The organism is Streptomyces sp. NPDC046349 (assembly GCF_055587885.1).
Genome location: NZ_JBVJFK010000011.1, coordinates 309,832 through 322,814, shown reverse-complemented (window position 1 = coordinate 322,814; position 12,983 = coordinate 309,832). Strand labels below are relative to the sequence as shown.

Annotated in this window: 11 protein-coding genes; all 11 read left to right on the top strand. The window is 71.1% G+C overall.

The window, feature by feature from the left end:
* Positions 1-20: 20 nt before the first annotated feature.
* On the top strand, positions 21-1,730 hold the full coding sequence (locus ACZ6JS_RS26440) for a UDP-N-acetylmuramoyl-L-alanyl-D-glutamate--2,6-diaminopimelate ligase (RefSeq protein WP_469301501.1): 1,710 nt from the start codon (positions 21-23) through the stop codon (positions 1,728-1,730).
* Positions 1,727-3,157 carry a UDP-N-acetylmuramoyl-tripeptide--D-alanyl-D-alanine ligase gene (locus tag ACZ6JS_RS26435; RefSeq protein WP_469301499.1) on the top strand — a complete coding sequence of 477 codons (1,431 nt, stop codon included), beginning with the start codon at positions 1,727-1,729 and terminating at the stop codon, positions 3,155-3,157. Before ACZ6JS_RS26440 ends, ACZ6JS_RS26435 begins: the two co-directional genes overlap by 4 nt.
* Entirely contained in the window at positions 3,154-4,224 is a 1,071-nt protein-coding gene (gene mraY, locus ACZ6JS_RS26430; RefSeq protein WP_400922551.1) for a phospho-N-acetylmuramoyl-pentapeptide-transferase, read from the top strand. Before ACZ6JS_RS26435 ends, mraY begins: the two co-directional genes overlap by 4 nt.
* Positions 4,206-5,783 (top strand): UDP-N-acetylmuramoyl-L-alanine--D-glutamate ligase, encoded by a 1,578-nt coding sequence (gene murD / locus ACZ6JS_RS26425; RefSeq protein WP_469301497.1) that lies wholly within the window; start codon positions 4,206-4,208, stop codon positions 5,781-5,783. The genes mraY and murD overlap by 19 nt, the downstream gene beginning before the upstream one ends.
* A gap of 70 nt (positions 5,784-5,853) precedes the next feature.
* Positions 5,854-7,224 carry a putative lipid II flippase FtsW gene (ftsW, locus tag ACZ6JS_RS26420; RefSeq protein WP_469301495.1) on the top strand — a complete coding sequence of 457 codons (1,371 nt, stop codon included), beginning with the start codon at positions 5,854-5,856 and terminating at the stop codon, positions 7,222-7,224.
* A gap of 6 nt (positions 7,225-7,230) precedes the next feature.
* On the top strand, positions 7,231-8,325 hold the full coding sequence (gene murG, locus ACZ6JS_RS26415) for an undecaprenyldiphospho-muramoylpentapeptide beta-N-acetylglucosaminyltransferase (protein ID WP_030850245.1): 1,095 nt from the start codon (positions 7,231-7,233) through the stop codon (positions 8,323-8,325).
* A gap of 30 nt (positions 8,326-8,355) precedes the next feature.
* Positions 8,356-9,210: a cell division protein FtsQ/DivIB gene (locus ACZ6JS_RS26410; protein ID WP_469301493.1), complete on the top strand. Its 855-nt coding sequence runs from the start codon at positions 8,356-8,358 to the stop codon at positions 9,208-9,210.
* 279 nt (positions 9,211-9,489) lie between these two features.
* Positions 9,490-10,695, top strand: a complete 1,206-nt coding sequence (gene ftsZ / locus ACZ6JS_RS26405; protein ID WP_030850251.1) for a cell division protein FtsZ — start codon at positions 9,490-9,492, stop codon at positions 10,693-10,695.
* Positions 10,692-11,477 carry a peptidoglycan editing factor PgeF gene (gene pgeF, locus ACZ6JS_RS26400; protein WP_469301491.1) on the top strand — a complete coding sequence of 262 codons (786 nt, stop codon included), beginning with the start codon at positions 10,692-10,694 and terminating at the stop codon, positions 11,475-11,477. The genes ftsZ and pgeF overlap by 4 nt, the downstream gene beginning before the upstream one ends.
* Positions 11,464-12,183 (top strand): YggS family pyridoxal phosphate-dependent enzyme, encoded by a 720-nt coding sequence (locus tag ACZ6JS_RS26395; RefSeq protein WP_469301490.1) that lies wholly within the window; start codon positions 11,464-11,466, stop codon positions 12,181-12,183. Before pgeF ends, ACZ6JS_RS26395 begins: the two co-directional genes overlap by 14 nt.
* 149 nt (positions 12,184-12,332) lie before the next feature.
* Positions 12,333-12,950, top strand: coding sequence for a cell division protein SepF (locus ACZ6JS_RS26390; RefSeq protein ID WP_030031797.1), 618 nt, complete (start codon positions 12,333-12,335; stop codon positions 12,948-12,950).
* Positions 12,951-12,983: the final 33 nt, after the last annotated feature.

The following is a 12,983-nucleotide window of genomic DNA, read 5'->3' as shown; positions in this document are numbered from 1 at the left end:
AAAAGCGTGAGGCACCACCAGTGACAACGATCACCCCGAAATCCGGGAACCGACCGGCCGCCGGAGCCGAGCCCGGCCCCTCACTTAGCGGCCCGGCCGCCGCGCCCGGTACGCTCACCGCCGTGCCCCACGCTGATCAGCCCAGAACCACCCAGCAAGACGCCCCGGCAGCGCCGCCGGGACCGCCCAGGCCCGCGTCCGCCGCTCCGAGCCCGCTGGGCGAGCTGGCCGCGCTGCTGGGCGTCCCGTCGCCAGGCGCTGCGCAGATCACCGGGATCACGCACGACTCCCGTGCGGTCCGCCCCGGCGACCTGTACGCGGCCCTGCAGGGAGCCAGGACCCACGGCGCCGACTTCGCCGCCCAGGCCGCCGGCCTCGGTGCCGCCGCCGTGCTGACCGACCCCGCCGGCGCCGAGCGCGCCGCGGCGACCGGCCTGCCGGTCCTGGTCGTCGGCGACCCGCGCGGCCGGATGGGCGAGCTCGCCGCCGCGATCTACGGCCACCCCGGCGAGGACCTGCTCCAGATCGGCATCACCGGAACCTCCGGCAAGACCACCACGGCGTACCTCGTCGAAGGCGGCCTGCGCGCGGCGGACCGCAGCACCGGACTGGTCGGCACCGTCGAGATGCGGATCGGCGACGAGCGCATCAAGTCCGAGCGCACCACCCCCGAGGCAACCGACCTCCAGGCACTCTTCGCCGTCATGCGCGAACGCGGCGTCGAGGCGGTGGCCATGGAGGTCTCCAGCCACGCCCTGGTGCTCGGCCGCGTCGACGGCTGCGTCTTCGACGTCGCCGTCTTCAACAACCTGAGCCCCGAGCACATGGAGTTCCACACCGACATGGAGGACTACTTCCAGGCGAAGGCGGGGCTCTTCACCCCCCGCCGCTCCCGCCTGGGCGTGGTCAACCTCGACGACGAGTACGGCCGCCGCCTGGCCAAGGAGGCGACCGTCCCGGTCGTCACCTTCTCGGTCGCGGGCGATCCGTCCGCCGACTGGCGCGCCGAGGACGTCGTCACCGGCCACATGGACTCCACGCTCACGCTGGTCGGCCCCGAGGGACAGCGCGTGCGCGCCAAGGCCCCGCTGCCCGGCCCGTTCAACGTCGCCAACACCGTCGCCGCGATCGTCACGCTCGCCGCGGCCGGCCTCGACCCGCAGACCGCCGCCGACGGCGTCGCCGCGGTCCCCGGAGTCCCCGGCCGGCTGGAGCGGGTGGACGCGGGCCAGCCTTACCTCGCCGTCGTCGACTACGCGCACAAGACGGACGCCGTGGAGTCGGTGCTGCGCGCCCTGCGCGAAGTCACCGCCGGCAAGCTGCACATCGTCCTCGGCTGCGGCGGCGACCGGGACACCACCAAGCGCGCCCCGATGGGCGCCGCGGCCGCCCGGTTCGCCGACGTGGCCGTCCTGACCTCCGACAACCCGCGCTCCGAGGACCCGCTCGCGATCCTCGCCGCGATGTTCGGGGGCGCCGTGTCCGTACCGCCCGCCGAGCGCGGCGCCGTCCTCGTCGACGCCGACCGGGCGGCGGCCATCGCCGCCGCCGTCGCACGCGCCGAGCCCGGCGACACCGTGCTCGTGGCCGGCAAGGGCCACGAACAGGGCCAGGACACCGCAGGGGTCGTCCGGCCCTTCGACGACCGCACGGTGCTCCGCGCCGCGATCGAACGCCAACTCGTGCTCGATCGAACGACCCAGGTCCGACAGGCCGAGGTGAACCAGTGATCGCCCTTTCCCTCGCCGAGATCGCCGACATCACCGGCGGGCGGCCCCACGACATACCGGATCCGTCCGTACAGGTCACCGGCCCCGTGGTCTACGACTCCCGCGAGGTCCGGCCGGGCAGCCTGTTCGCCGCCTTCGTCGGCGAGCGGGTCGACGGCCACGACTACGCCGAACGCGCACTCGACTCCGGCGCCGTGGCCGTCCTCGCCACCCGGCCCGTCGGCGTCCCGGCGATCGTCGTCCCCGACGTCGTGGCCGCCCTCGGGGCGCTGGCCCGAGCCGTCGTCGCCCGCCTCGGCACCGACGTCGTGGCCCTCACCGGGTCCGCCGGCAAGACCTCCACCAAGGACCTCATCGCGCAGGTGCTCCAGCACCACGCGCCCACGGTGTGGACCCCCGGGAACCTCAACAACGAGATCGGCCTGCCGATCACGACGCTGCGCGTCACGGAGGACACCCAGCACCTCGTCCTGGAGATGGGCGCCCGCGGCATCGGCCACATCCGCTATCTCACCGGACTGACGCCCCCTCGGATCGGTCTGGTGCTCAACGTCGGCACCGCCCACATCGGCGAGTTCGGCGGCCGCGAGCAGATCGCACAGGCCAAGGGCGAGCTCGTCGAGGCGCTGCCGGCCGAGGCGGAGGGCGGCGTCGCCGTCCTCAACGCCGATGACCTGCTCGTTCGTGCCATGGCCGCGCGCACGAAGGCGCGTACGGTGCTGTTCGGTGAGGCCGACGACGCCGAAATCCGGGCCACGGAAGTCCGCATGACGGACAAGGGACAGCCTTCCTTCACACTGCACACACCGACCGGGTGCAGCGACGTGACCTTGCGGCTGTACGGTGAGCACCACGTGTCGAACGCGCTCGCCGCGGCCGCCGTCGCCCACGTCCTGGGCATGTCCGCCCCGGAGATCGCCACCGCGCTCTCCGGAGCGGGCACGCTGTCGCGGTGGCGGATGGAGGTCACCGAGCGGGCGGACGGTGTGACGATCGTCAACGACGCCTACAACGCGAACCCGGAGTCCATGCGGGCCGCACTGCGCGCGCTCGCCGCGATGGGCGGTGGCGGCAGGGCGAACGGGGGGCGCACGTGGGCGGTGCTCGGCCCGATGGCCGAGCTCGGAGACGACGCTCTCGCCGAGCACGACGCGGTCGGACGACTTGTCGTCCGGCTCAACGTGAGCAAGCTCGTCGCGGTCGGGGGCAGGGAAGCCTCCTGGCTGCAACTGGGCGCATATAACGAGGGTTCGTGGGGTGAGGAGTCGGTGCTCGTGTCCGACGCGCAGGCGGCGGTCGACCTGTTGCGCAGTGAACTGCGCCCGGGTGACGTCGTGCTGGTGAAGGCTTCCAGGTCGGCCGGTCTGGAGCGGGTGGCGCAGGCCCTGCTCGAGGGCACTGTCGAGGGCGAGGTCGCCGGCCGATGAGGCAGATCCTGTTCGCCGGTGTCATCGGCATGTTCCTGACCGTCGTCGGCACGCCGCTGCTGATCAAGCTGCTGGCCCGCAAGGGCTACGGCCAGTTCATCCGCGACGACGGTCCGCGCGGCCACGCCGGGAAGAAGGGCACGCCCACCATGGGCGGCATCTCCTTCATCCTGGCCACGCTCGTCGCGTACGCGCTGACGAAGGTCATCACGGGTGAGGAGCCGAGCTTCTCCGGTCTGCTCGTGCTCTTCCTGATGGCCGGCATGGGCCTGGTCGGGTACCTCGACGACTACATCAAGATCGTCAAGCGGCGTTCGCTGGGCCTGCGGGCCAAGGCCAAGATGGCCGGCCAGCTGATCGTCGGCATCGCCTTCGCGGTGCTCGCACTCCAGTTCAAGGACTCGCGCGACCTCACCCCGGCCTCCACCAAGCTGTCGTTCGTCACGGACTTCGGCTGGTCGATCGGCCCGGTGCTGTTCGTGGTCTGGGCACTGTTCATGATCCTGGCCCTGTCCAACGGCGTGAACCTCACCGACGGTCTGGACGGTCTGGCCACCGGCGCCGCCGTGATGGTCTTCGGCGCCTACACCTTCATCGGCGTCTGGCAGTTCCAGGAGTCGTGCGCGATGGCGGCCGACCTCACGAACCCGAACGCCTGTTTCGAGGTGCGAGACCCCCTCGACCTCGCGGTCGTCGCCTCCGCCCTCATGGGTGCCTGCTTCGGCTTCCTGTGGTGGAACACCTCGCCCGCCAAGATCTTCATGGGCGACACCGGCTCGCTGGCCCTCGGCGGCGCCCTCGCCGGCCTCGCCATCTGCTCCCGCACGGAGCTCCTGGTGGCGCTCCTCGGCGGCCTCTTCGTGCTCATCACGATGTCGGTCGTCATCCAGGTCGGCTCCTTCAAGCTGACCGGCAAGCGCGTCTTCCGGATGGCGCCGCTCCAGCACCACTTCGAACTCAAGGGCTGGTCCGAGGTCCTCGTCGTGGTCCGCTTCTGGATCATCCAGGGCATGTGCGTGATCGTGGGTCTCGGTCTCTTCTACGCGGGATGGGCAGCCGACAAGTGAGCGCCTCCGACCTGGCCGGCCTGCTCGGCCCCGACGCCCTGGGCCGGTTCGGCCTGCCGGGCCGGATCACCGTGGCCGGCCTCGGCGTCAGCGGCATCAGCGCCGCCCGTGCCCTGGCCGGGCTGGGAGCCCGCGTGACCGTCGTCGACAACGGCGACGGGGACGCCCACCGGGCCAGGGCGGCCGAGCTCGCGGAACTCGGCATCGAGGTGCGCCTCGGCCACCTCCCCGACGGCACCCGGGCGGGCGAGACCCTGCCCGAGGGCACCGAACTGGTCGTCACCTCGCCCGGCTGGCAGCCGCAGAGCCCGCTCTTCCTGGCCGCCGCCGAGGCGGGCGTCGACGTCGTCGGCGACGTCGAGGTCGCCTGGCGGCTGCGCGGGGCCGGCGCGGAACTCCGCGCCGCTCGCAGGGCCGCGGCCGAGGGCAGCGGCGAAGGGGCCGACGCGGCCCCGGCCGGGCCCGCCGAATGGCTGGCGATCACCGGGACCAACGGCAAGACCACCACCACGCAGATGCTCGCGTCGATCCTTAAGGCCGCCGGGCTGCGCACCGCCGCCGTCGGCAACATCGGGACCCCGATCATCGACGTGGTCCTCGGCGAGCAGCAGTACGACGTCCTCGCCGTCGAACTGTCCAGCTACCAGCTGCACTGGGCGCCCTCGCTGCGCGTCCACTCGGGAGCCGTCCTCAACCTGGCCCCCGACCACCTCGACTGGCACGGCTCGATGCAGGCGTACGCCGCCGACAAGGGCCGGATCTACGAGGGCAACAGGGTGGCCTGCGTCTACAACGTGGCCGACAAGGCCACCGAGGACCTGGTCGTCGAGGCCGACGTCGAAGAGGGCTGCCGCGCGATCGGCTTCACCCTCGGAGCCCCCGGCCCCTCCATGCTCGGTGTCGTCGACGGCATCCTCGTCGACCGGGCCTTCGTGGAGAACCGTCAGAAGAACGCCCAGGAGCTCGCCGAGGTCAAGGACGTCAACCCGCCGGCCCCGCACAACATCGCCAACGCGCTCGCCGCCGCGGCCCTGGCCCGCGCCTTCGGCGTGGAGCCCCGCGCGGTCCGCGACGGGCTCCGCGACTTCCGGCCCGACGCCCACCGGGTCGCCCGGGTGGACGAGGTCGCCTCGGTCGTCTACGTCGACGACTCCAAGGCCACGAACACCCACGCGGCGGAGGCCTCCCTCGCCTCCTTCGACAAGGTCGTCTGGATCGCCGGAGGTCTCGCCAAGGGAGCGACCTTCGACGAGCTCGTGCAGAAGTCGGCCGAGCGGATGCGCGGCGTCGTCCTGATCGGCGCCGACCGGGCGTTGATCGCCGAGGCGCTGGCGCGACACGCCCCCGAGGTCCCGGTCGTCGACCTCGACCGGACCGACACTGGGGCGATGCTCGCAGCGGTCCGGGAGGCGGCCGCGCTCGCCGAGCCCGGCGACACGGTCCTGCTGGCACCGGCCTGTGCCTCGATGGACATGTTCGCGAACTACAACAAGCGCGGGGACGCGTTCGCCGACGCGGTGCGCGAACTGGCCGCCGAGAACGCCGCGGACACGGCCTAGGCCGGGGGCGCCGGGACTGGTTCCCTCCGGCCGGATGCTCGCCTCGCACGAGTGGAGGGGAAGATCACAGATGCCGGCCAAGCAGATGCTGCCGGGGCGGCGGCCGTCCGCCGTGAAGGCGCAGGGCCGCAAGCGCCCCGGGGTGAGTGTGAAGCGCCCGGGGCGGCCCCCCGGGCGCGGGCTGCTGGCCGGTCTCCGGCGTACGCAGCAGCAGTTGCGCAGGGCATGGGACCGCCCCCTCACGGCCTATTACCTGATTTTCGGCAGTTCCCTGCTCATCACCGTGCTCGGTCTGGTGATGGTGTACTCCGCTTCCATGATCAAGGCGCTCCAGCTGGGCCTGGGCGACGCGTACTTCTTCAAGAAGCAGTTCCTGGCCGCCCTCATCGGCGCGGTGCTGCTGCTGGTGGCCTCCCGGATGCCGGTGAAGCTGCACCGGGCGCTGTCCTATCCGGTGCTCGCCGGAACGCTCTTCCTGATGGTCCTGGTCCAGGTCCCCGGGATAGGGGTCTCGATCAACGGCAACCAGAACTGGATCTCCCTCGGCGGCCCGTTCATGCTGCAGCCCAGTGAGTTCGGCAAGCTCGCGCTGATCCTGTGGGGTGCCGACCTGCTGGCCCGCAAGGGCGACAAGGGGCTGCTGAGCCAGTGGAAGCACCTGCTCGTGCCGCTGGTCCCCGTGGCCTTCCTGCTGCTCGGGCTCATCATGCTGGGCGGGGACATGGGCACCGCGATGATCCTCGGCGCCATCCTGTTCGGCCTGCTCTGGCTCGCGGGCGCCCCGACGCGGATGTTCGTCGGAGTACTCGCCTTCGCGGGTGCGATCGTCGCCCTGCTCATCAAGACCAGCCCGCACAGGATGGACCGGCTGGAGTGCATCGGCGCGACAGAACCGGGCAAGAACGACCTTTGCTGGCAGGCCGTACACGGGATCTACGCCCTCGCATCAGGCGGCTGGTTCGGTTCCGGACTGGGCGCAAGTGTGGAAAAATGGGGTCAACTACCCGAAGCCCACACCGACTTCATCTTCGCCATCACGGGGGAGGAACTGGGTCTGGCGGGGACGCTGTCGGTGCTCGCCCTGTTCGCGGCTCTAGGCTATGCGGGTATCCGCGTGGCCGGACGCACGGAGGACTCCTTCGTACGGTTTGCCGCGGGAGGCGTGACCACCTGGATCACGGCCCAGGCCGTGATCAACATCGGTGCGGTGCTCGGCCTGCTGCCGATCGCCGGTGTTCCGCTCCCGCTGTTCTCCTACGGAGGGTCCGCCCTGCTGCCGACCATGTTCGCGGTCGGACTGCTCATCGCCTTCGCGCGTGAGGAGCCCGCCGCGCGCGCGGCCCTCGCGATGCGGCAGCCGAAGACCGGCTGGAGGCGGACCGGGGAGAGATGGAAGTCGATGAGACGGCGCGTCAAGAAGCGTCCGTCCGGAGAGCGGTGAATTTCGGTGCATGTCGTACTCGCCGGTGGGGGGACCGCCGGCCACATCGAGCCGGCGCTCGCCCTCGCGGACGCCCTGCGCAGGCAGGACCCTTCAGTGGGCATCACCGCCCTGGGCACCGAGCGCGGGCTCGAAACCCGCCTGGTGCCGGAGCGCGGCTACGAACTGGGGCTGATCCCCGCAGTACCGCTGCCCCGCAAGCCCACGCCGGAGCTGATCACCGTCCCCGGGCGGCTGCGCGGCACCATCAAGGCCGCGGAGGAGATCCTCCTGCGCACCAAGGCCGACTGCGTCGTCGGGTTCGGCGGCTACGTGGCCCTGCCCGGCTACCTCGCGGCCAAGCGGCTCGGGGTGCCGATCATCGTCCACGAGGCCAACGCCCGGCCCGGACTGGCCAACAAGATCGGCTCCCGGTACGCGCACGCCGTCGCGGTCTCCACCCCCGACAGCAAGCTGCGGGGCGCCCGCTACGTGGGCATCCCGCTGCGCCGCTCCATCTCCACCCTCGACCGGGCCGCCGTACGCCCCGAGGCACGCGCCGCCTTCGGCCTGGACCCCAACCTGCCCACGCTGCTGGTCTCCGGCGGCTCGCAGGGTGCCCGACGCCTCAACGAGACGATCCAGCAGGTCGCTCCGACCCTCCAGCGTTCCGGCGTTCAGATCCTGCACGCCGTCGGGCCGAAGAACGAACTGCCGCGTGTCGACAACATGCCCGGGATGCCGCCCTATGTGCCGGTACCGTACGTGGACCGGATGGATCTCGCGTACGCCGCCGCCGACATGATGCTGTGCCGCGCGGGAGCGATGACCGTCGCCGAACTGTCCGCCGTCGGGCTGCCCGCCGCCTACGTCCCGCTGCCGATCGGCAACGGCGAACAGCGGCTCAACGCCCAGCCGGTGGTCAAGGCCGGCGGCGGCCTGCTCGTGGACGACGCGGAACTGACGCCCGAGTGGGTGCTCGGACAGGTCCTCCCGGTGCTGTCCGACCCGCACCGCCTGTACGAGATGTCCCGCGCCGCCGGTGAGTTCGGCCGCCGGGACGCCGACGAGCTGCTGGTCGGCATGGTGTACGAGGCGATCGCAGCCCACCGAGCCCGCTGACGCGGGAGCACGGACGCAGGAGGCACAGGAGTGGCCGGAGCGACGACCGCACAGCGCGGAACACCGTCTTCTGATCGGCCCGGCCGGTCGCCCCGCAAGGGCGCCGGCTCTCCCAAGCCGCCCAAGAGCCCGGCGTCCGCGAAAGCCGCGAAGAGGACCGCCCCACGGGGCCCCGGCAACCACCCGCGCCGGGGCCCTGTGCTGGCGTCCCTGGCCGCCGCGGTGCTCCTCGCCTCCGGCGGCACCTGGGTCCTCTACGGGTCCTCCTGGCTCCGCGTCGAGAAGGTCACCGCCACCGGTACGCAGGTGCTCACCCCCGAGCAGGTGCTCGCCGCGGCGGCCGTGCCGGTCGGCTCACCCCTCGTGAGCGTCGACACGGACGAGATCGAGCGCCGCGTCCGCGGCCGTCTGCCCCGCATCGATTCGGTCGATGCGGTGCGGGCCTGGCCGCACGGAATCGGACTGAAGGTGACAGAACGCAAACCCGTCCTGCTCATCAAAAAGGACGCCAACTTCGTGGAAGTGGACGCATCGGGTGTGCGATTCGACACGGTTCCGAAAGCACCCGCCGGGGTCCCGGTCCTCGAATTGAACGCGGGAGGCTCCCCGAGCGCCCGCCGCTTCGACGAAGAGCGGCTGCTGCACGAGGCCGTGCTCGTCGCCGGATCCCTCCCGGCGCCGATCGCCACGGAAACCGTGCAGGTCAAGGTGGGTTCCTACGATTCGATCGTGCTGGAGCTGACCGGAGGCCGGTCCGTGCGGTGGGGCAGCGGCGAACAGAGCGACGCGAAGGGGCGTGCGCTGACCGCTCTGCTGAAAGCCGCGCCGAAGGCCGGCCACTTCGACGTGAGCGTTCCCACCGCCCCTGCGGCGGCCGGGAGTTGACGTCAGGTCGAACAGCGGCGCACCCTGGTTGGCCAGCGATACGGGTGATCACATAGGGTGAAAAGAAAAACGGGAGGTTCGGCGTGTTCGTTGAACACGCGCTACTTGTCGACTTAGTGTCCTGTTCGGAAGAGTCCAAGGAACAGACACACCCCTAACCCTAAACTTCAGGGTGAGGGTTCGGGTCGGCGCGTTCGGACCGTCCCTATTTCGGCATCAGTCGTCGCAACGCAGGCCCGCGAGGCGGCGACACGTAACTCGAGGCGAGAGGCCTTCGACGTGGCAGCACCGCAGAACTACCTCGCAGTCATCAAGGTCATCGGTGTCGGCGGCGGTGGTGTCAATGCCATCAACCGAATGATCGAGGTCGGTCTCAAGGGCGTCGAGTTCATCGCCATCAACACCGACGCCCAGGCGCTGTTGATGAGCGACGCCGACGTCAAGCTCGACGTCGGCCGTGAACTCACCCGGGGCCTCGGCGCCGGAGCCAACCCGGCCGTCGGTCGCAAGGCGGCAGAGGACCACCGCGAGGAGATCGAGGAGGTCCTCAAGGGGGCCGACATGGTCTTCGTCACCGCCGGTGAGGGCGGCGGCACCGGCACCGGCGGCGCACCCGTCGTCGCCAACATCGCACGCTCGCTGGGCGCCCTGACGATCGGCGTGGTCACCCGGCCGTTCACCTTCGAGGGCCGGCGCCGCGCGAACCAGGCGGAGGACGGCATCGCCGAGCTCCGCGAAGAGGTCGACACCCTCATCGTCATCCCCAACGACCGCCTGCTGTCCATCTCGGACCGCCAGGTCAGCGTCCTGGACGCCTTCAAGTCCGCGGACCAGGTCCTGCTCTCGGGCGTTCAGGGCATCACCGACCTCATCACCACCCCGGGTCTGATCAACCTCGACTTCGCCGACGTCAAGTCCGTGATGTCCGAGGCCGGCTCGGCCCTGATGGGCATCGGCTCCGCCCGCGGCGACGACCGCGCGGTGGCCGCCGCCGAGATGGCGATCTCCTCGCCGCTCCTCGAGGCGTCCATCGACGGCGCCCGCGGCGTCCTGCTCTCCATCTCCGGCGGCTCCGACCTCGGTCTCTTCGAGATCAACGAGGCCGCGCAGCTGGTGAGCGAGGCGGCGCACCCCGAGGCGAACATCATCTTCGGCGCCGTCATCGACGACGCGCTCGGCGACGAGGTACGGGTCACCGTCATCGCGGCCGGGTTCGACGGCGGACAGCCCCCGGCCCGCCGGGACAACGTCATCGGCGCCGCGTCCACGAAGCGCGAGGAGCCCGCCCCGGCTCCGGTCCGCGCCGCCGAGCCGGTCCGCCCGGCCTTCGGCGGACTCGGCACGGTTCCCCCGCGCGAGGAGCCCCCGGCCCCCGTCGAGCCGGCCCCGGTCGAAGTCCAGGCCCCCGCGCCGCAGGTCCCCACGGCCCGGCCGTACCAGGACAGCCCGGCCGAGGAACTGGATGTCCCGGACTTCTTGAAGTGACACCGGAGCAGCACCACGTGGGCGGCGCCCACTTCGCCTTCACCGACCGGTGGGGCGGAGTGAGCGCCGTTCCGTACGAAGAGCTCAACCTCGGCGGCGCGGTCGGAGACGACCCGGCCGCCGTTCTCGCGAACCGGGCCCTGGCCGCACGGTCCCTCGGACTCGACCCGGACCTGGTGGTCTGGATGAACCAGGTGCACGGCCGGGACGTGGCGGTGGTCGACGGTCCCTGGGGGGACGCGGAGATCCCGGCGGTGGACGCGGTGGTGACCGCCCGCCGGGGGCTCGCCCTCGCCGTGCTCACCGCCGACTGCACACCCGTCCTGCTGGCGGACCCCGTCGCCGGAGTCGTCGGCGCCGCCCACGCCGGACGGCCCGGCCTGGTCGCCGGGGTGGTGCCGGCGGCGGTGGAGGCGATGGTCTCCCTCGGCGCCGAACCGGGGCGGATCGTCGCCCGCACCGGGCCCGCGGTCTGCGGGAGCTGCTACGAGGTGCCGGCGCAGATGCGGGAGGCGGTCGCCGAAGCGGTGCCCGCCGCCCGGGCCGAGACCAGCTGGGGCACACCGGCGGTCGACGTGGTCGCGGGGGTGCACGCCCAGCTCGCGGAGGCGGGGGTGGTGAACGGCCGCCGATCCCCGGTCTGCACACTGGAGTCGCGGGACCACTTCTCGTACCGCCGCGACCGGGTGACCGGACGGCTTGCCGGATATGTCTGGTTGACGGAGCTTTCCCGGGGGGAGACCCCCGGACCCCCGGGGGAAAAGAAGAATGACGGATCGTAAGTCGGAGCTCGCCGAGAACCTGGCGCGGGTGGAGGAACGCATCTCGTCCGCGTGTGCGGCGGCGGGCCGCGAGCGGAACGAGGTGACCCTCATCGTGGTCACCAAGACCTACCCCGCGAGCGACGTACGACTGCTGGCGGAGCTGGGCGTCCGTCATGTTGCCGAAAACCGCGACCAGGACGCCGCCCCCAAGGCCGCGGCCTGCGCGGATCTGCCGCTCACCTGGCACTTCGTCGGCCAGTTGCAGACCAACAAAGTCCGTTCCGTGGCGGGATACGCGCACGTGGTGCAGTCGATCGACCGGCCGCGGCTCGTGACCGCCCTCTCGGCGGCCGCGGCGGGCGCCGGCCGCGAGATCGGCTGCCTCGTCCAGATCGCCCTCGACGCCGAGTCGGGCGAGCGGGGGACCCGGGGCGGTGCCGCGCCGGAGCAGCTCGGGGAGTTGGCGGACCTCGTCGCCGGGGCGCCCGGACTGCGCATCGACGGACTGATGACCGTCGCGCCGCTGTCCGGCCACTACGCGGGACGCGAACAGGCCGCCTTCGAGCGGTTGGTGGAATTGTCATCCCGCCTGCGCGCAGACCATCCGACTGCCACGATGGTGTCGGCCGGGATGAGCGCAGACCTGGAACAGGCCGTTGCGGCCGGTGCGACACATGTACGCGTCGGCACTGCGGTACTCGGCGCGAGACCCCGGCTCGGGTAACGTCGCGAAGAAAGTCGGACCACAGCAGAAAATATGGTCATTCCCGCCGATGAGCGGGCAGACCACGTGGATCGCGGGCAGTTGGTGACATTCGTGACACGGCGGCACCTGCGACAGGGCGATCCACCACAGAGCGGAGGACTCGGAGAATGGCCGGCGCGATGCGCAAGATGGCGGTCTACCTCGGCCTCGTGGAGGACGACCGGTACGACAACCCGGGGTACGACCCCGACGACGAGTTCGAGCCCGAGCCGGAGATGGAGCGGGCTCGGGAGCGGGATCGCCGACAGCAGCCCGTGCACCAGTCGCCCGTATCGGACGAACCGGTACGAGCCGTACAGCCTCCGGCGCAGCGGGAACCCATCCCAATTCCGGTGGAAAACGGACGTCCTGCGCGAATTGCCCCCGTGGCATCCATCACACCTGATCGCACGAACCTGGAGAAGAACGCCCCCGTGATCATGCCCAAGGTCGTCTCCGAGCGGGAGCCGTACCGCATCACGACACTGCACCCCCGGACCTACAACGAGGCCCGTACCATCGGGGAACACTTCCGTGAGGGCACTCCGGTGATCATGAATCTCACGGAGATGGACGACACGGACGCGAAGCGTCTCGTGGACTTCGCCGCCGGACTCGTGTTCGGTCTGCACGGCAGCATTGAACGCGTGACACAGAAGGTGTTCCTGCTGTCGCCTGCTAACGTCGATGTCACGGCGGAGGACAAGGCCCGCATCGCGGAGGGCGGGTTCTTCAACCAAAGCTAGACCGATCCGTCAGATACGGGACCGGGAACAGAT

Coding starts and splice junctions, on each gene's coding strand:
- mraY (WP_400922551.1), top strand. CDS start 3,154: ATGAGGCAGATCCTGTTCGCCGGTGTCATCGGCATGTTCCTGACCGTC.
- murD (WP_469301497.1), top strand. CDS start 4,206: ATGGGCAGCCGACAAGTGAGCGCCTCCGACCTGGCCGGCCTGCTCGGC.
- ftsW (WP_469301495.1), top strand. CDS start 5,854: ATGCCGGCCAAGCAGATGCTGCCGGGGCGGCGGCCGTCCGCCGTGAAG.
- ACZ6JS_RS26395 (WP_469301490.1), top strand. CDS start 11,464: ATGACGGATCGTAAGTCGGAGCTCGCCGAGAACCTGGCGCGGGTGGAG.
- ACZ6JS_RS26390 (WP_030031797.1), top strand. CDS start 12,333: ATGGCCGGCGCGATGCGCAAGATGGCGGTCTACCTCGGCCTCGTGGAG.